A 24,028-nucleotide genomic window follows, 5' to 3' on the forward strand; every position below is an offset into this window, starting at 1 on the left:
TACACAACGGCAGTTGCAAGTGACAAGTTACAAGTGACAAGGGAATGTGCCCGCTCCGCGGGCGCCGTTTGATATACGGCGCGCGCAGCGCATCCCATCACTTGTATCTTGCCACTTGTATCTTGTATCTGCCTTTACAGCCCGTGGAACTGGCGGAACCTGGCAATCAGCGCGTCCGGGGCCGTCTTGCTCTGTGCCTTGTTGCGTACATAGACCACCGTGGCGCGCTTGGGGCCGGCGCCGACGTAGGTGAAGACGTAGGGGGCCTCGCCGCTGTGGCGGAACTCCTTCATCTCCTTCCAGCCGTCGAACACAAAGTGGCGGCCATCCTTGTGGATCTCGCCATAGAAGCCCTCGGCGGCCCCTTCCTGCTTGCCCTCGAACAGGGCGACCTGGGGCAGGTTGGGCATCTTCTTGCTCTCGTCCTTGGTCAGGCCGAAGACCACGGTTTCACGCTTGGGGCCAGCGGCGATACGGGTCATCACCAGAGCGATTTCCTTGCCCGCCAGAAACTCCTTGTAGAGCTTCTCGTTGCCGAACACCCAGATACGGCCGTCCTTGTGTGCCTCGAAATACTGCTGCGGCAGCGCCGTCTTGGTTTCCACGGCGGCAGCCTTGACCGTCTCGGTCTTGGCATCGCTCTTGGTCGCCTCCTGATCGGTGGCGCAACCGCTCAAACCCAGGCCCAGCAACGCAACGGCGGCGAATGTCATCCTGCTCTTGTTGGCAAGCATCGTTGTGTCTCCATTATTCGTTGAAAATCAGGCCACCCCGGACGGGGTGGCCTGTGGGTTGCGGCTTACAGGCCGAGCTTTTGCAGCTCACGCTTGGCCACGGCGGCAGGCAGCGGGATGTAGCCATCCTTGACCACCACTTCCTGACCCTGCTTGGACAGCACCAGCTTGAAGAACTCGCGCTCCATCGGAGTCAGCTCACGGTTCGGGTGCTTGTTCACGTAGACGTAGAGGAAACGGGACAGCGGGTAGCTGCCGTCGGCGGCGTGGTCGGCGTCGGCCGGGGCAAACGGCTGGCCTTCGGCCTTGGCCAGCGGCACGGCGCGCACACCGGAGGTGATGTAACCGATGCCGGAGTAACCGATACCATTGATGGATTCGGTCACGCCCTGCACCACGGAGGCCGACCCCGGCTGCTCGTTGATGCTAGGCTTGAAGTCACCGTTGCACAGCGCATGCTCCTTGAAGAAGCCGTAGGTGCCGGATACGGCGTTACGGCTGTACAGGGTGATGTCGCGGTTGGCCCACGCGCCGGTCAGACCGAGCTGACCCCAGCGGGTGACGTCTTCCTTGTAGCCGCAGCGACGGGTGGCGGAGAAGATCGCGTCCACCTGCGCCATGGTCATGCCCTTGATCGGGTTGTCCTTGTTGACGTACACGGCCAGCACGTCGATGGCGACCGGCACGGCGGTGGGCTTGTAGCCGTACTTGTTCTCGAAGGCCTGGATTTCCGAGGACTTCATGGCGCGGCTCATAGGGCCGAAGTTGGCGGTGCCTTCGGTCAGCGCCGGGGGAGCGGTGGAGGAACCGGCGCCCTGGATCTGGATGTTGACGTTGGGATAGAAGCGGGCATACTCCTCGGCCCACAGCGTCATCAGGTTGTTCAGGGTGTCGGAGCCGATGCTGGAGAAATTACCGGACACACCGGAGGCGCGCTGGTATTCCGGCAGCGCCGGGTCAACCTTTACGGTGGCGGCCAGTGCACTGCCGGACACCAGCGCGGCAGCCAGTGCCGCCGCAGTGAATGCTTTCTTGAAAGTCATACAGGTCAATCCTCTTGGTAGGTTGAAACAAGCGCCGGAAGCAACGGCCCCCGCTTTGCAACGGAACGCAGTATGGGGGCGGGTGTTGTCATATGTATGACACTACTGTTACTGCTTTATGACAGTGGACGTCTGGCCTCCACTCTTTCGAGCAGGTACGCTGTCCGCCATGCCCCACGCCACTCCCGACTATCAGGCCCTGATCCCGCTGGGCGGGCCGGAGCTGCAGCTGCGCTTTCGCGGCCCCTTCGAGGGCCGGGAAATCGTCTGGGATGCCCGCTTCGTCACACGCCGCCACAGCGGCGAGGCATGCAACAGCATCACCATCGGTGACGAGGGACCGCAAGGCCGCCGCCTGACGGTGGTGCTGGACGTCGCCGCCTTCGACGCCCCGACGGTACACAAGACCATCACCATGGTGCGCCAGTACAAGCGCCTGCGCCGCGGCCGCCACGAATTCGGGAGCTGACACCATGACCGACACGCCAATATTCAGTCAGGAGGGCCCGGACGCCGCAGCGGCCCTGTTTGCGCAGGCGCCGCTGTTCTCCGGCGTCTCCGCCCAGGCGCTGCACAATCTGGCGGCCGGCGCCACCCTGCGCCGCTACGAGCGTGACGAATACCTGTTCCGTACCGGCGAGCAATCGGAATATCTCTACCTGCTGGCCCAGGGCAGCGTCCAGCTCAGCGCCGACAGCAGCGACGGCCGCGAGGCGATAGTGGAGCTGCTGCGCCCGTTCGAGTCCTTCGTCGTCGCCACCGTGCTCACCTCGCAGCGTTATCTGCGCTCGGCACGCGCGGTGGAGCCGTCCCGCGTGCTGCTGATCCCCGCCCGCCTGCTGCTGGGCGAACTGAAGGGCAATCCCGACCTCGCCATCGCCCTGCTCGGCTCGATGGCGCAGAAATACCGCCACATGGTGCGCGAAATAAAGAGCCTGCGCCTGCGCACCGCCTCCCAGCGCCTGGCGCTGTACCTGCTGCAACTGGTGGAAAACAGCGGCCAGGCCGCGCGCCTGCCCCACGACAAGAAACTGCTCGCCTCGCGCCTCGGCATGACGCCGGAGAGTTTCTCCCGCGCCCTCGCCGAGCTGCGCCAGTACAGCGTGGATGTGCGCGGCGACGAGGTGCGTGTCGGCGATCTGGAACAGCTGCGCGCCTTCTGCCGCGTGGATCAGATGCTGGATGCGCTGGAACAGGACTTGCGGGTGATGTTGCCGACTGAAGAATAACTACGAGTTTCAAGTGGCAAGTTACAAGTGAAAAGAAGTTGGCGCCCTGGTTTTACTTGCAGCTTGTCACTTGCAACTCGGCTCATAGAGCCCAGGCCGGCACCATCCGGTTGGCCTTGCGCATCGCCGCATCCAGTGCCTTGTAGTCCGGCTGCATCTTCTCCACCAGGTCCCAGAAGCGGGTGGAGTGATTGAGGTGCACGGTGTGACACAGTTCGTGCACCATCAGGTAGCGCACCTGTTCCGGCGGCAGGAACAGCAGGCGCCAGTTGAGGTTGATGACATTCTTCGGTGAGCAGCTGCCCCAGCGCGTCTTCTGGCCGCGGATGGCGTAGCCGTTGCAGGTGAAGCCCAACTCGGCGGCCAGCGCCAGCAGCCTCGGCCCCACGGTCTGGCGGGCCCGTTCCGCCAGCCAGCGCTGCAATACCTTGTCCCACTCCTCGTTCTTGTATTGCACCAAGAGGCCGCGCCCGGCCCGCTCCCAGCAGCCGTTGCGCGTGCCACGGCGATATTCCACTTGCCAGCGCTCATTGAGCGCCGACAGAAATATCTCGTCCGGCGCCACACGTTGCGCCTGCTGCTGCGCATGTTCCGTCTGCATGCGCGCCAGGGTATCGATGAGCCATTGCCGGTGTTGCTGCACGAAGCCCGGCAATGCGCGCACGTCGTGGCGCCTGGGCAGCACCAGCTCCACCCGCCCCGGCGGCAACACGCGCAGGCGCACGTAACGGGCCCGCGCACTGATGCGTACGCTGGTTTCCGGCGCAGCGCCGGACCAGTCGATGGCGGGAAATTCAGTCACGGGAGTGCGCAACCGGGGCGGGAAAGTCCTTCAGGCAACAACGGCCGGAAGGATTGCGGGTGGTACACGCACACAGGCCCGCCTTGGTCTGCTGCACCACAAAGTCACGCACGACGGGGTCGACAGCATCGGCCCGGCTGACGCCAAAGCAGTAACACAACAGGGCAGCGGGGGCGGTCTCCTTGCTGCCCACCACGGTTCGCAGCTCCTGCTTGCCAATGGTGACGCCGCTGTCGGTGAAGTAAACAACCTCACAGTCAGGGGTATTGCAGAAATAATACGGCTGGTTCATCCCCTGCCGCTGCCAGGGTCTGGCGAGATGGTGCAGCAGGGTCTGCCATGCCACACCCACACCCTCGCCGCCGCAAAGCGGACATGTCCGCTTGCCGGAGGGCACAGAAGTTTCGGCAGTGGCGGCGCAACAATTCGACATGCTGTTCCTGGCGGAAGCTGGATACCGGCTCACTATGAGCAAGGGCGGAGTAGAATAGCATCATGTACAAATACGGCGGCATCGTCATCCATGAGACGCGCGACGCGCTCGGCACGCTGGAGGTGGTCGAGGACGGCTACCAGCGCTCGTTGCACTTCGGCTCGGAACCCAAGCAGAGCAGCATGGAGCTGAACGACCCGCTGCGCCTGGCCCTGTCCTACACCCGCGCCATGCTGAGTGCGCTGCTGTTCCAGCCCGCACCGCGCCACGTGCTGCTGCTCGGCCTCGGCGGCGGCTCGCTGGCCAAGTTCCTGTTGCACCATTTCCCGGGTTGCCGCATCGACGCGGTGGAGTACCGCGAGAGTGTCTACGCCGTGGCGCGCAGCCACTTTCATCTGCCCGATGACCCGCGCCTGTACGTGCATATCGCCGATGCCGCCGACTTCCTCCGCCAGGCGGATGCGACGCACAGCGGCTATGACCTGATCCTGTTGGACGCCTTCACTGCCGACGGCGTCGCTCAGGCCACCTCCGGCCTGTCGTTCTTCGAGGCCTGCCGCACCCGCCTCGCCGCCGACGGCGTGCTGGCCGCCAACCTGTGGTCCGCCGACAGCATCAAGCTGGACGACATCATCAGCGATCTCGGTGACGCCTTCGACGGCCGCCTGTTGCGCCTGCCGGTGGACGGCAAGGCCAACGTCATCGCCCTGACCACCCGGCAGGGCAAGCCGCGCCGCGACCTGCGCCGCCTCGACGCGGAGGCCCGGGCGCTGCAGCAGCGCCTCGGCATCGAATTCACCGTCTTTCTCAACCGCCTGCGCAAGAACAACCGTTACTGGGGCCTGTAATCCATCTGCTCATTGACTCACCCCGCCACTCCGGGTAAAACGTCCGGCCGCATTTCCTTGGCTTTTATCAATTTAAGGAAGCTCTGAATAAGTTCAGAGCTTCCGCGGCACAGGGATGTGCCGTGGTCTGAGAAGTCCAGGATGGACTTATTCAGACCTTCCTTAATGGTGAAATCATGAACCGACTGGTCCTGCTCTTCGTGCTGCTGACCGCCCTGGCCCTGGTGGCCGCCCTGGGCGCCCTGTTCATCTTTGCCCCGCAAGGCATCGCCGGCCTGGCGGCCAACAGCGTGGATGTCCGCCTGGTGGAACCGGCCCGCGTCGGCATCGCCCTGCTGGCCTTCGCGCTGCCCATGCTGGCGGTCACCGTCTATGCTGCCCGTGCCACCCTGCGCAGCCAGCGCCTGAGCCGCCAGGGCGTTTGAGCCCAGTTGCCTCCCCCGCGCGGGGGAGGCTATCGCCCGCCCGATCGGCGCCGGCGCTCTGCCCAGCGCGCCAGCAGCGTCACCCCCACCGACGCTCCCAGCAGACCCGCCGCGACGCGCAGATCGGACAGCCGTTCCGGCGCCAGCAGCAATACCAGCCCCAGCCCCAGCATCATGCTGCCGGACAACAGCTTGAGCAGCGCCCCTTCCTCCGGCTGCAACTTGCGCGATCCCAGTGTCCAGCTGAAGACGGCGACGATCACCAGCAGCGGCACGACATAGATCAGGTTGTACAGGGCCAGATAGGCGTAATAGGCGCTTGCCGGCAGTTGGTGCAGGGTGAGCAGGCGGGTGTAGAGCATGGGAAAACCGGCGGTGCAGAGCAGCTCGTAGCTATTCACCGCCAGGGCCAGGATCACCGTGCCGAGCAGCAGGGCCGGCAGACTGTCGGCGCGCAGCAGACCGCGCACCCGCTGATAGATGCCGGGCTTGGCCGCCTCCGGAATAGACAGGCTGGGCCCGTGACCGGGCCACAGATAGTCCTTGACATTGATGAGCGCCATCACCACCGCCAACAGGCCGGCCAGCAGCGTCACAATCTGCAACTGTCCCACCACCAGGAAGACGTTGAGCCAGGCGGCCATCAGGGCGAAGTACACCAGACCTGAGATGGCGACGAACACGCCGCCCACCAGGAGCATACGGCGGCGGCCGCCGGCATGGACCAGCAGGCTGAGCAGGAACAGCAACACGAAGAAGGCGCAGGGATTGAAGGCATCCAGCCCGGCGATGACCAGGGTCACCAGGGGCAGGGAACCGGCATCGCCGCCCAAACCGGACAATCCCGCCTGGGCCAGCAGTTCGGTGGTCCCCGGCACCAGCGGCGTCGGCAGACCGGCACCGGCACGCAGGCTGTCGTGGCAACGGGTGAGCTGCTCACGCAGGAAACGACCGATGCCGGCGGCATCGTCGTAACCCACCACCATGCTGCCGCAGAACAGAAAGGCCGGCACCGAACGGGCCTCCTGGCCCAGCGCGCCGGCCATTTCCGTATAGAAGGCGGCATTTTCCCGATCACGGCTGACCTCCAGATCATGCACCTGCAGCCAGGGCAGCTCGGCCGCCATCGCCGCCACGTCGGGCCGCGCCGCCTGGCAATGGGGACAGGACTGGGACCAGAAGAAATACAGGTGCACCCGGACAGAACCGTCTGCCGCCGGCTCCCACCAGGGCGGCGTCCCCGCCCCGGCCAGCAGCGGCCAGCACAGCAGCAGCGCCAGCCAGCCCCCAAGCCAGGCCCTGTTTGTCTGCCGGTTCATTTTATTTTCTTATCCAAGAATAGTTTTACTTAAGCAATTACTTGTAGTTTGGCGACCACCTCCGCGACAAGCCGCTTTAACTTCAACAGCTAAGCATCGGCAGTGGCAAGTTTTTGCCAAAATCCAAACTGTTGCGCCGGGGCGACGGCCTGCTGTCACACCGCTGTCACCGCGCTGCGCGACACTTTGCACCCTGGCACATCAACTATAACCGGCTATCGTTACCGCTCCCAGGCCTGTGACGGAACGAAAATTGGCCGAGGCAAAACCATAGCGGGAGGGTGATTATGCACAAGGACTATCTCGACGGCGGCCAGCCACTCCACATCATGCTGGCCTATGCCCCACTGGGGCTGGTACGGGCCACCGCGCGCCAGTTGCGCTACGACGGCATGACCGTCGATACCGGAATGGTGACCCTGGATGAGCAGGCCGAGGTAGAGCTGTCCTTTACCCACCGCCATCACGACGAACTCATCACCCATCGCCTGCGTGCCCAAGTTGTCGCCTCCTCGCGCGGCACCGCCGTGCTGGCGTTCACGGACTATGCGCGCACCACACGCGAGATCCTGCATCAACTCATCGACGGGGCGACGACGGCACGCCGCTATGCCCGCGGTTTGTCGCGCCTGCCCATCCCCGCCTGGCTGATACCCCAGCTTCCCCCCGGCGGCCGTCTCGCCTGAAACGGTCGCCTTTTTGGCAACTGCCGCAATCTTGCGACGCCGCCCGGCGTCGCTTTTTTTTTTGCGCCACTTGCCAGTGACAGATTTCAAGTTGCAAATGAACGAGCCCGCTGCGCTCGTACGGTTTTGAAGAACAGCCGTGCACGCAGCACACGCATTCGCTTGTATCTTGCAACTTGTTACTTGTATCTGCCTTTAAGTCGCCGAACCGGCCAGACGATCGGGGGGGAAGTCGATGGTGAAGGTGCTGCCCTTGCCCGGGCGACTGTCGATGCGCAGACGGGCGCTGTGGCGGGTCAGTACATGTTTGACGATGGCCAGACCGAGACCGGTACCGCCCACCTCGCGCGACCGGCCGGTATCGACGCGGTAGAAGCGTTCCGTCAGGCGCGGCAGGTGTTCCGCCGGGATGCCGATGCCACTGTCGCTGACGGAGAAGTGTGCGCCGGCGCTATCGCTCCACCAGCGGAGGTGGATCTCGCCGCCGGCCGGCGTGTAACGCACCGCATTGCCGACGATGTTGGAGAAGGCGCTGTACAGCTCGCGCTCGGCACCGTACAGGCGCAGGTCCGGCTCCGCTTCCAGCGTGATGTGATGAGCCTTGTCGCCGGAGAGCAACTGCGCATCCTCGCGGATGGCGGCGAGCAGCGCCGGCACCTCCACCAATTCGCGCGGCGGGCTGGAGCGATCGGTCTCCAGCCGTGACAGCATCAGCAGGTCGGCCACCAGATGCTGCATGCGTGTTGCCTGCTGATGCATCAGGGTCAGCGAGCGCTGCCAGCGCGCGGCGCAGTCGTCGCCGCTGTCCATCAGTGTCTCCAGAAAGCCGCTGACCACGGTAAGCGGCGTGCGCAATTCATGGGAAACGTTGGCGACGAAATCGCGGCGCATCTGATCCAGCCGCTGTTGCTGGCTGATGTCGCGCGCCACCAGCAGACGCTGATCACGGCCGTAGTTGATGAGATGGATGCTGATGGTCAGGCTGTCATCCACCGGCGAGGGGATGCGCAACACCTCGCCGTTGCGGCCGTTCTGCTGCAGGTAGGTGATGAAATCGGGATGGCGCAGCAGATTGTCGATGGGCTGGCCCTTGTCCTGCGCCGAGTGCAGACCCAGCAGACCGGCGGCGGCATCGTTGAACCACAGGATCTCGTCCTTGGGACCAATCACCACCGTGGCATCGGGCAGGGCCGAAGTGGCCTGCTGGAAGCGGTCGAGAATTTCCTCCAGCTGGCGCTTGCGCTGCTGGTGTTTGCGCTGGCGCTGGTAGATGTAGTGGAACACCTCGCCCCACAGGCCGCCGGCCTCGGGAATGTTGCGCGTCTTGCCGCTGCGCAACCAGTCCACCAGGCGACGCAACTGCCAGATGTGGTAGCCGAGATACACGGCCAAGCCCAACCCCCAGCCGAGCCAGAAGCTGCCCAGCACAGCCCCCAGCAGCGTGGCGCCAAGCAGCACCCACAGCAGGCGCCACAGTTCGGGAGTCCAGGGATTGGCGGGCATTTATACCTGCTGGGAGAAACGGTAGCCGGCGCCGCGCACCGTCTGGATCAGGTTGTCGTGGCCGCTCGGCTCCAGGGCCTTGCGCAGACGGCGGATGTGCACGTCCACCGTGCGCTCCTCCACATAGGCGCCGCGCCCCCACACCATGTCGAGCAGCTGGGAACGGCTGTACACCCGCTCCGGGTGCGACATGAAAAAGTGCAGCAGACGGAACTCCGTCGGCCCCATCTCCAGCGCCTGCTCACCGGCGGTGACGCGGTGGCTGGAGGTATCCACCTTGAGGTCGCTCACCACCAGCACGCCCTCGTCGTCGTGGGGCTGGCTGCGACGCAGTACCGCCTTGATGCGTGCCTGCAATTCGCGGGTGGAGAACGGCTTGGCGATGTAATCGTCGGCGCCGACCTCGAGACCGCGGATGCGGTCATCTTCCTCGCTGCGCGCGGTGAGCATGATGATCGGGGTGGCGCGGGTGTAGTCGTCGCGGCGCAGCCGGCGCGCCAGTTCGATACCGCTCATGCCGGGCAGCATCCAGTCCAGCAGGATCAGCGCCGGCAGGCCGTTGGCGAGTACCTGCTCCGCCTCTTCGGCGCTGCCCGCCTGCAACATCTGGTAGCCGGCCCGCTCCAGGGCCATCACCACCATTTCACGGATGGCCGGCTCGTCCTCGACGATGAGTATGGTTGTGGCTGTCATATTTCTGTAACCCGATGATGAATCACCGGTAACATTAAAGACGGGAAATGTGACACCCGCGTGACAGCATCATAACAGCAAAGCCGTGGCCGCCCAGCCTTTGCGAGCCTGCGGTGATGGTATCATCCCCGGCCAAACCGCATCATCCGGAGCAGACCATGTTCACCGGCATCGTCCAGGGCACCGCCGAAATCGTCGCCATCGTGGAGAAACAGGACCTGCGCACCCATACCGTGCGCCTGCCGCCGGCCCTGCTGCCCGGCCTGCAACCGGGCGCCTCGGTGGCCCACAACGGCTGCTGCCTCACCGTCACCGCCATCGACGGCGACCGCGTCTCCTTCGACCTGATGCGCGAAACCCTGCGCCTGACCAACCTGGGCAGCCTGCAGGTGGGCGACCGCGTCAATGTGGAACGTGCCGCCCGCTTCGGCGACGACATCGGCGGCCATGCCATGTCCGGCCACATCATGGGGACGGCCGAGGTGACGCAAGTGCTGGAGAGCGCGAACAACCGCCAGGTGTGGTTCCGCCTACCGGAGACCCTGCGCAAGTACGTCTTCACCAAGGGCTACATCGGCATCGACGGCATCAGCCTCACCATCGGTGAGGTGCGCGGCGACGAATTCTGCGTCAACCTGATCCCGGAAACCCTGGCGCGCACCAACATCGCCGCACGCCGCCCCGGCGACCGCATCAATCTGGAGATCGATCCGCAGACCCAGGCCATCGTCGACACGGTGGAGCGGGTGCTGGCGGAACGGATGCGCGACAACCAGAGCGCATCGTAATAGCGACATCGTGCCGGCCCGTCATCAACCGGCCGCACCGGCACAAGCCCGCCCACGGGCCTACTCCGGCAGCAGCACCACCGTCGCCACGCCGGTCTTCCTGTCGATATCGAACTGCACCACGCAGTATTCGGGCACCTCGTCGAGAGGCGTGGGATCGTCCGCGCAACTGCAACCCGGGGTAATGCCCTTGTAGGACAGACCGACCTTCACGCGCAAGGCACCGGGCAGCTCGGCGGCATTGAGGACGATGGCGGTGAACCCGGTGGTGATCGCATGGCTGCTGCGCGCCAGCCCCGCCTGCAACGGCAGGGCATCGCCATCCAGCGCCTCGATCTCCGCCTTCAGCACCGAGGTGAAGGCGGGCGTGGTCCACGCCGCGAGGGACTTGTTCAGTACGATCATCGTCTCTTCTCCTCCCTGAACGATGCCACCGGCACAGGCCGGGGCCACGCCAGCGCAGTGTCTTATTGTTCTAGCGGCGACCCGGTAGCGGGATGCTATGCCGCGCTTCCCCTCACTTTTCCAGCTGCGATACATCCCGCACCGCGCCGCGCGCGGCGGAGGTGGTCATCGCGGCATACGCCTTGAGTGCCGCCGACACCTGACGGTCACGGTTGGCCGGCTTCCAGGCCTGGTTTCCCTTGGCCTCCATCGCCGCGCGGCGCCGCGCCAGTTCCTCGTCGCTAACGGCGATGCGGATAGAGCGGTTGGGAATGTCGATTTCGATAATGTCGCCGTTTTCCACCAGGCCGATGTTGCCGCCCTCGGCGGCCTCGGGTGAGACATGGCCGATGGACAGGCCGGAGGTGCCGCCGGAGAAACGCCCGTCGGTGATCAGGGCGCAGGCCTTGCCCAGTCCCTTGGACTTGATGTACGAGGTGGGGTAGAGCATTTCCTGCATGCCGGGGCCGCCGCGCGGACCCTCGTAACGCACGATCACCACGTCGCCGGCCTTCACCTGGTCGCCGAGTATTTTTTCCACCGCCTCTTCCTGGCTTTCACAGATCACCGCCGGGCCGGAGAACTTGAGGATCGCAGCGTCGACGCCGGCGGTCTTCACCACGCAACCATCCACGGCGAGATTGCCGTACAGCACGGCGAGGCCGCCGTCCTGGCTGTAGGCGTGAGCGACGTCGCGGATACAGCCGTTCGCGCGATCCACATCCAGGCTTTCGTAACGCTTGTTCTGGCTGAAGGCAACGGTGGTGGGCACGCCGCCGGGGGCGGCGCGGTAGAAGTCCTTGCGCTTCTGATCCTCGGTCAGGCGCACATCCCACAAGGCGATGGCCTCGGCCATGGTGGCGGCATGCACGGTCTTGCAGTCGCGGTTCAACAAGCCGGCGCGGTCCAGCTCGCCGAGGATACCGATGACGCCACCGGCGCGGTGCACGTCTTCCATGTGATAGGTCTGGATCGACGGCGCCACCTTGCACAGGTGCGGCACCTTGCGCGACAGGCGATCGATGTCGGCCATGGTGAACTTGACGCCGGCCTCTTCCGCCGCGGCGAGCAGGTGCAGGATGGTGTTGGTGGAACCGCCCATGGCGATGTCCAGAGACATGGCGTTCTCGAAGGCCTGGAAGTTGGCGATGGAACGCGGCAGCACCGACTCGTCATTGCCTTCGTAATAACGCCTGGCCAGTGCCACGATCATGCGGCCGGCCTCCTTGAACAGGCGCTCGCGATCGGCGTGGGTCGCCACCAGCGAGCCGTTGCCCGGCAGCGACAGCCCCAGCGCCTCGGTGAGGCAGTTCATGGAATTGGCGGTGAACATGCCGGAGCAGGAGCCGCAGGTGGGACAGGCGGAACGCTCGACGATCTCGACGTCGGCGTCGCTCTCCTTGGGATCGGCGGCCATGATCATGGCATCGATGAGGTCCAGCGCCACGGTCTTCTCGTGCACCACCGCCTTGCCCGCCTCCATCGGCCCGCCGGAGACGAAGATAACGGGGATATTGAGGCGCAAGGCGGCGTTGAGCATGCCCGGGGTGATCTTGTCGCAGTTGGAGATGCACACCAGGGCATCGGCGCAATGAGCGTTCACCATGTACTCCACGGCGTCGGCGATCAGCTCGCGGCTGGGCAGCGAATACAGCATGCCGCCGTGGCCCATGGCGATGCCGTCGTCGATGGCGATGGTGTTGAACTCCTTGGCCACGCCGCCGGCGGCCTCGATCTCGCGCGCCACCAGCTGCCCCAGGTCCTTGAGGTGGACGTGGCCCGGCACGAACTGGGTGAAGGAGTTGGCGATGGCGATGATCGGCTTGTTGAAATCGTCTTCCTTCATGCCGGTGGCGCGCCACAGGGCGCGGGCGCCGGCCATGTTGCGGCCGTGAGTGCTGGTCCAGGAACGGTATGCGGGCATCGGTCTCTCCGGGAAGTCATGCGGATTCAATGCCGGGCATTATACGCTGCGCCCGGCCTCCGGGGGATCAGGGCAGGCAAAAGTTTCCGCCTCAACGCTGGCGCAGGTGCTGCAACTCCAGGCGGCGCACGAACTCCGCCAGAATCTGGCGATACAGATCCTCTTTCAGCACCTGGTCCTCGACGCCCGCATCGATATTGGGGTTATCGTTCACCTCGATGACGTAGATACCCTTGTCGGTCTGTTTCAGGTCCACACCGTAGAGGCCGTCACCGATCAGATTGGCCGCCTTGAGGGCGATAGCCACCACCTCCGCCGGCGCCTGCTCCACCGCCAGGGTCTTCCAACCCCCCTCCTCGAAAGTGCCGTCGGATTCGTGGTGCACGATCTGCCAGTGCTTCTTCGACATGAAGTATTTGCAGGCGAAGATCGGCTTGCGATTGAGGATGCCGATGCGCCAGTCGAATTCGGTGTAGAGGTATTCCTGCGCCAGGATTAGCTCCGAGCTCTTGAACAGCCGCTCCGCCTCCTGCCGCATCTGCTCCGGCGTCTCGGCCTTGACCACGCCGCGGGAGAACGAGCCGTCCGGCACCTTCAGCACCATCGGGTAGCCGATAGCCTCCTCCGCCGCCTTGAGGTCGTTGCGCCCGGCGATCACCGTGCGCGGCGCCGGCACCTTGTTGGCGCGCAGTAGTTCCGCCAGATAGACCTTGTTGGTACAGCGCAGGATCGACTGCGGATCGTCCATTACCACCATGCCCTCGCTTTCCGCCTTTTTGGCGAAGCGATAGGTGTAGTGGTTGATATTGGTGGTCTCGCGGATGAACAGGGCATCGTATTCGGCGAGACGGGAGTAGTCCTTGCGATCGATGATCTCGATATCGATGTCCAGCGCGCGTCCGGCCTTGATGAAGCGTTGCAAGGCCTTGCGGTTGGACGGCGGCAGCGGGTCGTCGTAGTTGTACAGGATGGCCAGGTCGTAGCGCGCCTGACTGCGCGATTTGGGTGAGCGCCAGCGTTTCTTCAGGTAGCCGTGCAATTGCTCGGCGAAAAAGGCACGGTTTTCGCTGTCCAGCTTGTGCAGCGACAAGGGTTTGATGGATTCGATGTGCCAGACACTTTCGGAACGACGGAAACCGACGCGCAGCAACGGGCAGGGGAAGGTCTCGAAGATCTGCCGGGCCAGGTCGGCCATCGGCTCGAACAGACACTTGCCGAAGAACACATCCATCTCGAACACCCGCTCGGGACTGTCCTTGCGGTATTTGCGCAGACTCTTCGCCACCTCCTCGTCGAGATTGACGGCATTCAGGCTATACATCGCCTTGCTGGACAGATCCAGCATACTCTTCACCGACGGGATCACCTTGTGATTGCGCGCCTCGGCCAGCAGCGAGCAGTAATAGGCCACGCTGAGATACTTGTAGCTGCGGCACAGGTTGATCACCTGCACATGCTTGAGATTGAAGTATTCCTTGCCGGTGAAATAGTCATCGACGTTCACCACCGGATAGTCGAGGCCGTCGAACTTCCAGTCCGCCGCATCCTCCACCACGATAATCTGCGTAGTCATGGCCCTGCTGTTTACCTCTTGCGCGTCGTCCGTTTGCGCGCGGTCGTCTCGGGTTTGCGGATGATCAGTACGGCGCGCTGGCCGGACTTGCCGTAGCGCGCCATACGCTCGAAATCCTTGTGCGGGATAGGCATATTCACGCAGTCGGTGACAGTCTTGCCCTTCTCGCGATCCACGAAGGAGTCGTGCACATAGATGAAGTGGTCATCAAAGCCGGTCACCACCACCCAGTGCGGAAACTTCTCCTGGTAGATGCGATAGGAGCTTATCAGCACCAGCGGGATAGCACCGTGCGCAAATTCCTCTTTCATCTCGCCCACCGTAATGCGACGGTAATGCAGCGGCAGTCCGAGCTGTGCCATCTCCTCGGTGAAGTCGTCCTGCACCAGACGAATGACCTCCTTCTTCTCCTCCGCCCGCACCGAGTCGACGAACAGCGCCCCCTCGTCGTTGACGTATACCTCCACCTCGAAACCACGGTGATGGGCCGCCAGGGCCAGACCGAACGGCCCGCAGCCGCCGTGACCGGAGGTCATGAACACCGTGGTGGACTCGCGCCACAGGCGCAGTTCCAGGCGGCGGTTCAGCTCGATGGCCGGGTCCAGCGCCCCCATGGCCATCATCAAAGCCGCCGGGCCACAGGTGAACTCCAGGGTCTGCTCGTAATAGGGCACCCGTGCCATGTCCGGCCGCAGCGACGGCAGCAGGCGTTTTTCATAGCGCAGCGCGTCCATGTGGTCTTCATAATAGTCGTCGTAAACACCGAAACGGCGGTAACCCATGGATTCGTACAGGGCGATGGACGAGGCATTGTCCACGCGCACCTCCAGACGCAGGGTGACACAATCCTGCGCCAGCGCCGCCTGCTCCGCCGCCAGCATCAACTGCCGGCCGATGCCGCGGCCGCGATACTGCGGGTCGACGGCGATGGAATACATGCGCGCCAGCGAGGTGCCGGCATTGAACAGCAGCAACACATAGCCACGCACCGCGCCGCCGTCCTCGTCGAGCAGCAGCGCGGCATGGGCCTTGGTGATCATGTGGCGAAAGCTGCGCCGCGACAGGCGATCGGTATCGAAGCAGCGGTTTTCGATCTCCACCAGGGCGTCGATGTCTTCTGCTGTGGCAGGGCGGATCATTTCTGGCCTCTTTGGCGCCGCATATGTTTGTGCGCTGCGCGCGCTGATCTAGGCGGGGGATTCCGTCCCCCTACTCCGGATTGGTGCGCGCTATCGCGCGGATTAATTTTGGTGCGGGGAGCCGCCCCGCGCGCGGGTTACTTTTCTTTGTTCGGCCAAAGAAAAGTAACGAAAAGAAAGGCCGCCCGACTCCCGCGCCCTGCGGGTTCCCTGCGCTTCTCGCCCGAATCGGCGCTCGCCTACGCGCCGTCCCTGGCGCGAAGGCGAGCGCCGATTCGGGCTGCGATGCTCGGCGCGGCAGACGGGGGAAAACCCGAAAGTCAAAATCAAAACCCAAAACAAGAAAGTGTGCGCTACACGCACACCTCACAGCGCGATGCCGTCAGGCGAGCCTGTGAGAAATCCCCTTTGTCTCGCCGAGTAGCGCAGCTCAAAACGGACAGGCCCGCAGGGGGCGCGCCATGGATGGCGCGTCGTTCGCCGTCAGGACACGGACGTCCTGTCGGCGAAACCCCGTTTTGAGCGAGCAACGCAGGGAACCCGAAGGGCGAGACATCGGGGGCGCCTTTTCTTTGATTACTTTCTTTTGGCGAGACAAAAGAAAGTAATCCGGCGCAGGGGGACGGAATCCCCCGCCTAAATCAGCGCACGCAGCGCACCAACCCCGTCAAAACCACAACCAACAAACAGCGTTCAATCTAGCATGCCCCCATGCATTACACTACGCACATCCACCACCCGAAAACACCACCATGACCACACCGCCGCCCTCCCTGCACGACATGCTCGCCGCCCTGATCGCCGCCCCCTCCATGAGCAGCGTCAGCCCGGAGTTCGACACCAGCAACCGGCCGGTCATCGACCTGCTGGCGCTGTGGCTTTCCGGCATGGGGTTCCAGGTGGAGGTGCTGCCGCTGCCCAGCCAGCCCCACAAGGCCAACCTCATCGCCACCCTGGGCCAGGGGCCGGGCGGCCTGGTGCTGGCCGGCCATACCGACACCGTGCCCTACGACGAAGGGCGCTGGAACCATGATCCATTCCGCCTCACCGAGGCGGACGGGCGCTACTACGGTCTCGGCACCTCGGACATGAAGGGATTTTTCGCCCTCGCCATCGAGGCGGCGCGCGGGTTTCAGGCCGGTGATTTGAAGCAGCCGCTGATCCTCCTCGCCACTGCCGACGAGGAAAGTTCCATGGAAGGCGCCCAGGCCCTGGTGGAACTGGGCCGGCCGCGGGCACGTCATGCCGTCATCGGCGAACCCACCGGCCTGCGCCCGGTGAACGCCCACAAGGGTATCCTGATGGAGGGGATCCGTCTCACCGGCCGCTCCGGCCACTCCAGCGATCCCTCCCTCGGCAACAGCGCCCTGGAGGGCATGCACAAGGTCATCGGCGAACTGCTCACCTGGCGCGGCGAACTGCAAGCCCGCCACCGCGACCCGCGCTTCACCGTGCCGGTGCCCACCCTCAACCTGGGCCACATCCACGGCGGCGACAATCCCAACCGCATCTGCGGCCAGTGCGATCTGCACATCGACCTGCGCCCCCTGCCCGGCATGGAACTGGACGAACTGCGCGCCACCCTGGAACAGCGCCTGGGCGAGACCCTGGCCGGCAGCGGCCTGCACCTGGAGGTGCGGCGCCTGTTCCACGGCACCCCGGCGATGCACACCCCGGCCACCGCCGCCATCGTGCAAACCGCCGAACAACTCAGCGGCCACAGCGCCCAGGCCGTCGCCTTCTGCACCGAGGGGCCGTACCTGAACCGCCTCGGCATGGACACCATCATCCTCGGCCCGGGTGACATCGCCCAGGCACACCAACCGGACGAATACCTGGCGCTGGAGCGGATCGATCCCATGGTCGGCATTCTCAAAGGGCTGATTCAGCGGTTCTGTTTGTAAAGGCAGTTACGCGTGACAAGTCTCAAGTTCCAAGGAAGGTCTGAATAAATCCATCCTGGACTTCTCAGACCACGCCAAGCGAAAAGTGTGATTTTCGCTTGGCTTCATTTTTCAACGACTTATCGTCTTTGAAAAATGGCGGCACATCCCTGTGCCGCGGAAGCTCTGAACTTATTCAGAGCTTCCCCAAGCAAAAGCGCCCTTTGTTTTTCTTGCAACTTGTAACCTGCCACTTTCCGACTAGACATTCCCCTCCGCTGCCCGGAAAATGCCCAATCAGAACAACAGGAAGGAAAAGGATCCGCCCGTGACCACGCCCACCGACGAACAGGCCTTTGTCCGCTGGTTCCGCGGCTCCACGCCCTACATCAACGCCTTCCGCGGCCGCACCTTCGTCATCACCTTCGGCGGCGAGCTGGTGGCCGAGGAACAGTTCGCCAGCTTCGTGCACGACATCGGCCTGCTCAACAGCCTGGGCGTGCGCCTGGTGCTGGTACACGGCGCGCGGCCGCAGATCGAGGAGCGACTCAACGCCCGCGGCATCGAGCTGCACTATGAGAACGGCCTGCGCATCACCGACGCCGCCGCCCTCGCCTGCGTCAAGGAGGCCGCCGGTACGGTGCGGGTCGAACTGGAGGCCCTGCTCTCCATGGGCCTGGCCAACTCCCCCATGGCGGGCGCGCGTATCCGCGTCGCCTCCGGCAACTTCGTCACCGCCCAGCCGCTCGGCGTGCGCGACGGCATCGACTACCAGCACACCGGCGAGGTGCGCCGCATCGACGGCGAGGCGATACAGAAGCAATTGCATGACGGCGCCATCGTGCTGCTCTCGCCCATCGGCTATTCGCCCACCGGCGAGACCTTCAACCTCAGCGCCGAGGACGTGGCCACCGCCACGGCCATGCAGTTGCGTGCGGAAAAACTCATCTTCCTCACCGACGCCAAGGGCGTCACCGACAGCCGGCGCCGGCTGATCCGCGAGCTGAACCTCACCGAGGCGGAACAGGCGCTGGCACGCAAGCAGAGCGAGGAGATGGCGCGCTGCCTGGGCGGCGCCCTGCGCGCCTGCCGCGGCGGCGTGCGCCGCGCCCACCTCATCGATCGTCATGTCGACGGCGCCCTGCTGCTGGAGCTGTTCACCCGCGACGGCATCGGCACCCTGGTCAGCGGCGAGCTGTTCGAGGGTACACGCCGCGCCAGCATCGACGACGTCGGCGGCATCCTCGAACTCATCGCCCCGCTGGAGGCGGAAGGCGTCCTGGTGCGCCGCTCGCGCGAGCTGCTGGAGATGGAAATCGATCAATTCATCGTCACCGAACGCGATCGCATGATCGTCGCCTGCGCCGCGCTGTACCCGTTCGCCGAGGAGCGGGTGGGCGAGCTCGCCTGCCTGGCGGTACACCGCGACTACCGCAAACAGGGACGCGGCGACGATCTGCTCGCCTTCATCGAGCGGCAGGCCAGGGACATGGGCATCGAACGGCTGTTCGTGCTCACCACGCGCACCGCCCACTGGTTCCAGGAACGCGGCTTCCGCGAGGCGGACATCAAGGATCTGCCGGTGAAGAAGCAGGCGATGTACAACTGGCAGCGCCGCTCCAAGGTGTTCATCAAGCCGCTCTGATCATGCTGATGACCACCGCTACCGCACCCGTGCGCCCGTTTCTCAAATGGGCCGGCAACAAATACCGCATCATCGAGCGGATCAAGGCACGCCTGCCCGCCGGCCAGCGGCTGGTGGAACCGTTCACCGGCTCCGGCGCGGTGTTCCTCAACACCGACTACCCGCGCTACCTGCTGGCCGACAGCAACAAGGACCTCATCGACCTGTACAACACCCTGAAACGGGAAGGTGCGGCGTTCATAGCCGATTGCCGCAAGCTGTTCCGCCCGGCCAACAACACCGCCGAGGCCTATTACCGGCTGCGTGCCGAATTCAACGCCTGTAGCGACACCCGCCGCCGCGCCGTGCTGTTCGTCTATCTCAACCGTCACGGCTACAACGGACTGTGCCGCTACAATGCCAAGGGCGGCTTCAACGTCCCCTTCGGCCGCTACAAGAAACCGTATTTCCCCGAGCAGGAGATGCTGGCCTTTCATCACAAGGCCAGGCGCGCGACATTCCGGCACGCCACTTTTGAGCAGACCCTGCGCCAGATCCGCAGCGGTGACGTCGTCTACTGTGACCCGCCCTATGTGCCGCTGTCGCTGTCCAGCAGCTTCACCGCCTACCATGCCGATGGCTTCGATCTGGAGCAGCAGCAGCGTCTGGCCGACATCGCTGCCGCAGCGGCCGGCGGCGGCATCAGTGTGCTGATCTCCAATCACGACACCCCGTTCACCCGCAGCGCCTACGCCGCTGCCGACATCGAGCAGTTGTCGGTACAGCGCTCCATCAGCTGCCACGGCCACAAACGCTGCCGGGTGAACGAACTGCTCGCCTTCTACCCCGCCGCAGGCTGAGGCACGCACCCAGGGATCGGTATGCACCAGGACAAACACAGCAAAGCCACCTTCATCGGCCGCCAACCCATCTACAACCGGGCGCTGGATGTCTACGCCTATGAACTGCTGTATCGCCGCAGCAAGGAAAATCGCGCCGCTTTCGCCGACGGCGATCTGGCCACTTCGCAAGTGATCATCAATACCTTCATGGAGGTGGGGCTGGAAAACATCGTCGGCAGCAAGCCCGCCTTCATCAATGTCACCGGCGACTTTTTCACCGGAGACTATCCGCTGCCCATGTCCCACGAGCAGGTGGTGTTCGAGCTGCTAGAGACCATCGTGCCCGATGCCGGCGTCATCGCCGGCGTGCGCCGTCTGGTGGCGCAGGGCTATCGCATCGCCCTGGATGACTACCTGCTGCAGCACGCAACGCTGCCGCTGCTGGAGCTGGCCGCCTTCGTCAAGCTGGACGTGCTGGCCATGGAACGTGACGAACTGGCATACACGGTGGAACGACTGCGACGCTACCGATTGCAGCTCGTTGCCGAGAAGGTGGAGACGCCGGCGCATTACGAGATGTGCCGCGAACTCGGTTTCGACCTGTTCCAGGGCTATTTCTTCGCCCACCCCGACGTCATTCACACCCGCACCACCAGCGCCAACCGCAGCGTGGTGCTCAGCCTGATCGCCCAGTTGCAGAATCCCAATATCGAACTGCGGCAGGTGGAGCAACTCATCGCCCAGGATGTGATCCTTTCGTTCCGCCTGCTGCGCTACATCAACTGCGCCACCTTCGGCTTGCGCCGCGAGGTCGACTCCATCCGCCAGGCCCTGATGCTGCTCGGCCTCGCCACGGTACGCAACTGGGCCACCCTGCTGCTGCTGTCGCAGATCGACAACCACAAGCCACGTGAATTGATGACCATCGCCCTGATCCGGGCGCGCATGTGCGAACTGCTGTCGGTCACCGACTCCGCCATCGACAGCAATCAGGCCTTTACCGCCGGACTGTTCTCCCTGCTCGACGCCATACTCGATCAGCCGATGGAGACGTTGCTCGACCAGCTGCCGCTGTCCATGCCCATCAAGCTGGCCCTGCTCGATCGCGAGGGGCCGCTCGGGGCATTGCTCAAAGCCGTCGTCTGTTACGAGCGGGGGGAGTGGGACGGCGTTGTGTTGCGCGGGGCCGTTGCCATCGATTACAACAGCGCCTATCTGGCAGCAGTGAAATGGGCCGACAACAGCAGCAAGGCCTTGCGCGCCGCCTGAGCGGCGACGACACTTGTGTCGCGCCGTAACCAGGAGGGCAACGGCAACATGGACAAACACAGCGAAGCGTTGCGTATCGTCGGTTTGTACGTGCTGTTTGCGGCACTGTATATCCTGTTTTCCGATCAGCTGGTGCCGCTGCTCACAGACGATCCCATCCAGACCGCCCGGCTGCAGACCACCAAGGGATGGGCCTTTGTCGCCATCACCGGCGCCCTGCTCTATCTCCTCATCCAGCGCAGCCTCGGCATCGTACTGGCTTCGCGCGAGGCCGCGCGCCGAAGCGAACAGTATTTCCGCGACACCTTCGACCAGGCCGCCGTAGGCATCGCCCATGTCGGAATGGATAGGCGGCCCCTGCGCGTCAATCAGAAGATGTGCGACATGCTGGGTTACAGCGCCGAGGAACTGCAGGCGCTGCGCGTTGAAGACATCACTCACCCCGACGACATGCAGAGCGATCTGGAACAAGCCCGGCGCCTGCTCGACGACAGCATCAAGACCTACACCCTGGAAAAGCGCTACCTGCGCAAGAACGGCACCACCGTATGGGGAAACCTCACCATCTCGCTGCATCGGAATGCGCAGGGTGAACCGGAATATTTCATCGCCGTGGTCGAGGATATCAGCGTGCGCAAGGCCGCCGAGGCGCGCGCCCAGCATGCCAGCAGCGCCCTGGACAAGGCCCTGCTGCAACTGGTGCAGGCGCTGACGCGCTCAGTGGAAAAACGCGACCCCTACACTGCCGGACATCATGAACACACCAGCCGGCTCGCCGCCGCCATCGCCCAGCGCATGGGCCTGCCGGCCGACGATGTCGAAGGCATCCGCCTCGGGGCGCAGCTCCATGACCTCGGCAACATCTACGTACCCACCGAAATCCTCAATCGTCCCGGCAAGCTCAATGATTTCGAGTATGCCCTGGTGAAGACCCACCCGCAGGTGGGCTACGACATCCTCAAGGACGTGGACCTGCCCTGGCCGGTGCGCGACATGATCCTGCAACACCAGGAGCGCCTCGACGGCAGCGGCTATCCGCAGGGTTTGCAGGGCGAGGCCATCGGCCTCGGCGCACGCATCATCGCGGTGGCCGACGTGGTGGAGGCGATGACCTCGCATCGCCCCTATCGCCCCGCCCTCAGCCTGGAACAGGCACTGGCCGAACTGCGCCGCGGCCGCGGCACTGTCTACGATAGCCGGGTGGTGGATGCCTGCTTGGATGTAATCGAATCCAGCGGCCTGCCGTGGGAACAGTCCTGATATAATCCCCTCCCCTCCACAACCACACGCCATCATGCCGACTGCCGCACAACCGCTCTGGACCGCCTCCTGCCCGCCGGGCTGGATCATGGAAAACGACGAGGACAGCGTGCTGCTGTATGACCCCGAGGAGGGCATCGGCACGCTGGAGATCAGTTGTTTCTGCAAGGAAGAGGGCGCCACCACCGATGAGGAGTTGCTCGACCTTGCCGCCGACACCCTCGCGGCCGGGGCGCGGCGCATGGACGTCAGCCTGGGTGACATGCATGGCCTGATGCTCAGTTACAGCGAAGACAACATGGCGTGGAAGGAATGGTATCTGGCCGCCGGCCACTGCGTGTTCTTCATCACCTACGACTGCCCGGAAGACATGGAAGGCGCCGAGGACGAGGAACTGGCCGCCATCATCGGCAGCCTGAAAATCAAAGGAAGCTCTGAATAAGGGAAACTCTGAACAAGTTCGGAACTTCCCAAATAGGCGCCCGCGCCAGGCTCCGTTCGCCGAGCGGACCCGGTGTCTACTCCGTCAGCCGCTCCAGCCGCCACCTTGCCCGTTCGTCCGCGCGGCAGGCGCCGAAAATGAACGGGTTGCGCAGATTGCGCAGCTCGAAACGCAGGTCGTAGAACCACACGCAGACACCGGCGCCCTCCCGATCGATGCGATACAGCGCCGGATACTCGGCAAAGCGATGCATGCCGGCAAGCACCGGCGCCTGCCATGCCTCCCGGGCCAGCGCCTGCTCAGCGACGTCAGCGCCGAACAGCGGCCGGTAGTCCCACTGCAAATCCTCTGCCGGCCGGTACAGCGCCGCGACCCGTGCCAGGAAACCCGCATCGTCCGTCGGCGTGGCCGGCACCGCGTCACGATACAGGCTCAGATCGGCCCGGTGATAGCCGCCCTCATCCCGCACCAGCAGCTTCCAGTGAAATGGCGACAGCGGCTGGGACAGTGCCGCCACCTCCCGGGCGGCTATCCCCTGTGTCTGCACGTAGTGCTGCGCGATCTCCCCTGCCGCTTGCATGTGCCACACCTGTACGCCGACATAGGCGGCGAGCAAGGTCAGACCGAGGCGCGCCGCTAGCCGGCTGCGCCACAACCAGGCGGCCAACAATCCCGCCACAATGATCCCGGTAAACCACAGATCGATGATGAAGATCGCCGGCAAGGCGGCGCGATAGTCACTGAACGGCGCGAAGATCCGGGTGCCGAAGGCGGTGATGACATCGCCGGCGACATGGATGCCCAGCGCCAGCAGCGCAACACCGTAAAACGCCTGCCAGGCATGACGCCGGCGCCACAACAGTACCGACAGGCCACTCAGCAACAGCGCCCACAGGGGCAACAGCGGCAGCGAGTGGGTCACACCGCGATGATGGTTGAGATAGACGAAGGCATCGCCGGACAGTTGGAGCACAAAGTCGCTGTCGGGAAAGGCGCCGGCCAGCAGGCCGACCAGCATCCGGGCGCGCAGCGGCAACTGACCGCTGTGCGGCTGGGCCGGCGCAGTGGCCCGCGCCAGCAACATACCGCTCAGGGCATGGGTCAAGGTATCCATGAATTAATTGT

24 protein-coding genes are annotated in these 24,028 nt (G+C 64.2%); 12 read left to right on the forward strand and 12 right to left on the reverse strand.

Annotation, left to right across the window (positions count from 1 at the left end):
* Positions 1 to 134: 134 nt before the first annotated feature.
* Both EP379_RS12365 and EP379_RS12370 read right to left on the reverse strand, forming a co-directional pair.
* Positions 135 to 734 (reverse strand): hypothetical protein, encoded by a 600-nt coding sequence (locus tag EP379_RS12365; protein WP_127478098.1) that lies wholly within the window; start codon positions 732 to 734, stop codon positions 135 to 137.
* 65 nt (positions 735 to 799) lie between these two features.
* Complete coding sequence (locus tag EP379_RS12370; RefSeq protein ID WP_127478099.1) at positions 800 to 1,777, reverse strand: PstS family phosphate ABC transporter substrate-binding protein; 978 nt, start codon at positions 1,775 to 1,777, stop codon at positions 800 to 802.
* A 169-nt stretch (positions 1,778 to 1,946) separates the two neighbouring features.
* Here EP379_RS12370 and EP379_RS12375 point away from each other — a divergent pair, with 169 nt between their 5' ends.
* Both EP379_RS12375 and EP379_RS12380 read left to right on the forward strand, forming a co-directional pair.
* Positions 1,947 to 2,246 (forward strand): hypothetical protein, encoded by a 300-nt coding sequence (locus tag EP379_RS12375; RefSeq protein WP_127478100.1) that lies wholly within the window; start codon positions 1,947 to 1,949, stop codon positions 2,244 to 2,246.
* Between the two features lie 4 nt (positions 2,247 to 2,250).
* Complete coding sequence (locus EP379_RS12380; protein ID WP_127478101.1) at positions 2,251 to 3,006, forward strand: cyclic nucleotide-binding domain-containing protein; 756 nt, start codon at positions 2,251 to 2,253, stop codon at positions 3,004 to 3,006.
* 82 nt (positions 3,007 to 3,088) lie between these two features.
* Here EP379_RS12380 and EP379_RS12385 read toward each other — a convergent pair whose 3' ends face one another.
* A complete protein-coding gene (locus EP379_RS12385; protein WP_172600479.1) occupies positions 3,089 to 3,808 on the reverse strand; it encodes a M48 family metallopeptidase in 720 nt (239 codons plus the stop codon).
* Complete coding sequence (locus EP379_RS12390) at positions 3,801 to 4,241, reverse strand: putative iron-sulfur cluster-binding metallochaperone (RefSeq protein ID WP_172600480.1); 441 nt, start codon at positions 4,239 to 4,241, stop codon at positions 3,801 to 3,803. The genes EP379_RS12385 and EP379_RS12390 overlap by 8 nt, the downstream gene beginning before the upstream one ends.
* Positions 4,242 to 4,303: 62 nt before the next feature.
* On the opposite strand from EP379_RS12390, the gene EP379_RS12395 reads away from it, so the two are divergent.
* Positions 4,304 to 5,089: a spermine/spermidine synthase domain-containing protein gene (locus tag EP379_RS12395; RefSeq protein WP_127478103.1), complete on the forward strand. Its 786-nt coding sequence runs from the start codon at positions 4,304 to 4,306 to the stop codon at positions 5,087 to 5,089.
* A 176-nt stretch (positions 5,090 to 5,265) separates the two neighbouring features.
* Positions 5,266 to 5,514, forward strand: coding sequence for a hypothetical protein (locus EP379_RS12400; RefSeq protein WP_127478104.1), 249 nt, complete (start codon positions 5,266 to 5,268; stop codon positions 5,512 to 5,514).
* A gap of 29 nt (positions 5,515 to 5,543) precedes the next feature.
* Here the strand turns inward: EP379_RS12400 and EP379_RS12405 are convergent, their stop codons facing one another.
* The gene (locus EP379_RS12405) at positions 5,544 to 6,833 is read right to left on the reverse strand and encodes a thioredoxin family protein (RefSeq protein ID WP_127478105.1); all 1,290 of its coding nucleotides are present in this window, start codon (positions 6,831 to 6,833) and stop codon (positions 5,544 to 5,546) included.
* 287 nt (positions 6,834 to 7,120) lie between these two features.
* Here EP379_RS12405 and EP379_RS12410 point away from each other — a divergent pair, with 287 nt between their 5' ends.
* Positions 7,121 to 7,519 carry a hypothetical protein gene (locus tag EP379_RS12410; protein ID WP_127478106.1) on the forward strand — a complete coding sequence of 133 codons (399 nt, stop codon included), beginning with the start codon at positions 7,121 to 7,123 and terminating at the stop codon, positions 7,517 to 7,519.
* A gap of 195 nt (positions 7,520 to 7,714) precedes the next feature.
* Here EP379_RS12410 and phoR read toward each other — a convergent pair whose 3' ends face one another.
* Positions 7,715 to 9,022: a phosphate regulon sensor histidine kinase PhoR gene (gene phoR / locus EP379_RS12415; RefSeq protein WP_127478107.1), complete on the reverse strand. Its 1,308-nt coding sequence runs from the start codon at positions 9,020 to 9,022 to the stop codon at positions 7,715 to 7,717.
* Complete coding sequence (gene phoB, locus EP379_RS12420) at positions 9,023 to 9,715, reverse strand: phosphate regulon transcriptional regulator PhoB (protein ID WP_127478108.1); 693 nt, start codon at positions 9,713 to 9,715, stop codon at positions 9,023 to 9,025.
* Between the two features lie 158 nt (positions 9,716 to 9,873).
* Here phoB and EP379_RS12425 point away from each other — a divergent pair, with 158 nt between their 5' ends.
* Positions 9,874 to 10,503, forward strand: a complete 630-nt coding sequence (locus EP379_RS12425; RefSeq protein ID WP_127478923.1) for a riboflavin synthase subunit alpha — start codon at positions 9,874 to 9,876, stop codon at positions 10,501 to 10,503.
* A 60-nt stretch (positions 10,504 to 10,563) separates the two neighbouring features.
* Here the strand turns inward: EP379_RS12425 and EP379_RS12430 are convergent, their stop codons facing one another.
* The 4 genes from EP379_RS12430 to rimI all read right to left on the reverse strand — a co-directional run bounded on the left by EP379_RS12430 (position 10,564) and on the right by rimI (position 15,583).
* Positions 10,564 to 10,908: a hypothetical protein gene (locus EP379_RS12430; RefSeq protein WP_127478109.1), complete on the reverse strand. Its 345-nt coding sequence runs from the start codon at positions 10,906 to 10,908 to the stop codon at positions 10,564 to 10,566.
* A 112-nt stretch (positions 10,909 to 11,020) separates the two neighbouring features.
* The gene (ilvD, locus tag EP379_RS12435) at positions 11,021 to 12,871 is read right to left on the reverse strand and encodes a dihydroxy-acid dehydratase (protein ID WP_127478110.1); all 1,851 of its coding nucleotides are present in this window, start codon (positions 12,869 to 12,871) and stop codon (positions 11,021 to 11,023) included.
* A 91-nt stretch (positions 12,872 to 12,962) separates the two neighbouring features.
* Positions 12,963 to 14,444, reverse strand: a complete 1,482-nt coding sequence (locus EP379_RS12440; protein ID WP_127478111.1) for a RimK family protein — start codon at positions 14,442 to 14,444, stop codon at positions 12,963 to 12,965.
* Between the two features lie 11 nt (positions 14,445 to 14,455).
* A complete protein-coding gene (gene rimI / locus EP379_RS12445; protein ID WP_127478112.1) occupies positions 14,456 to 15,583 on the reverse strand; it encodes a ribosomal protein S18-alanine N-acetyltransferase in 1,128 nt (375 codons plus the stop codon).
* A 752-nt stretch (positions 15,584 to 16,335) separates the two neighbouring features.
* On the opposite strand from rimI, the gene argE reads away from it, so the two are divergent.
* The 6 genes from argE (at position 16,336) to EP379_RS12475 (ending at position 22,903) form a co-directional block, all read left to right on the forward strand.
* Positions 16,336 to 17,487, forward strand: coding sequence for an acetylornithine deacetylase (argE, locus tag EP379_RS12450; protein WP_127478113.1), 1,152 nt, complete (start codon positions 16,336 to 16,338; stop codon positions 17,485 to 17,487).
* A gap of 268 nt (positions 17,488 to 17,755) precedes the next feature.
* Positions 17,756 to 19,111 (forward strand): amino-acid N-acetyltransferase, encoded by a 1,356-nt coding sequence (gene argA, locus EP379_RS12455; protein ID WP_127478114.1) that lies wholly within the window; start codon positions 17,756 to 17,758, stop codon positions 19,109 to 19,111.
* Between the two features lie 8 nt (positions 19,112 to 19,119).
* Positions 19,120 to 19,950, forward strand: a complete 831-nt coding sequence (locus EP379_RS12460; protein ID WP_127478115.1) for a Dam family site-specific DNA-(adenine-N6)-methyltransferase — start codon at positions 19,120 to 19,122, stop codon at positions 19,948 to 19,950.
* A gap of 21 nt (positions 19,951 to 19,971) precedes the next feature.
* A complete protein-coding gene (locus EP379_RS12465; RefSeq protein WP_127478116.1) occupies positions 19,972 to 21,201 on the forward strand; it encodes an EAL and HDOD domain-containing protein in 1,230 nt (409 codons plus the stop codon).
* Positions 21,202 to 21,249: 48 nt separating this feature from the next.
* Entirely contained in the window at positions 21,250 to 22,461 is a 1,212-nt protein-coding gene (locus EP379_RS16530; protein ID WP_127478117.1) for an HD-GYP domain-containing protein, read from the forward strand.
* A 34-nt stretch (positions 22,462 to 22,495) separates the two neighbouring features.
* On the forward strand, positions 22,496 to 22,903 hold the full coding sequence (locus EP379_RS12475; protein ID WP_127478118.1) for a DUF3805 domain-containing protein: 408 nt from the start codon (positions 22,496 to 22,498) through the stop codon (positions 22,901 to 22,903).
* Between the two features lie 76 nt (positions 22,904 to 22,979).
* Here the strand turns inward: EP379_RS12475 and EP379_RS12480 are convergent, their stop codons facing one another.
* Complete coding sequence (locus EP379_RS12480; RefSeq protein ID WP_127478119.1) at positions 22,980 to 24,017, reverse strand: metal-dependent hydrolase; 1,038 nt, start codon at positions 24,015 to 24,017, stop codon at positions 22,980 to 22,982.
* Positions 24,018 to 24,028: the final 11 nt, after the last annotated feature.

Source organism: Sulfurivermis fontis (assembly GCF_004001245.1).
Taxonomy (GTDB): Bacteria; Pseudomonadota; Gammaproteobacteria; order Thiohalomonadales; family Thiohalomonadaceae; genus Sulfurivermis; species Sulfurivermis fontis.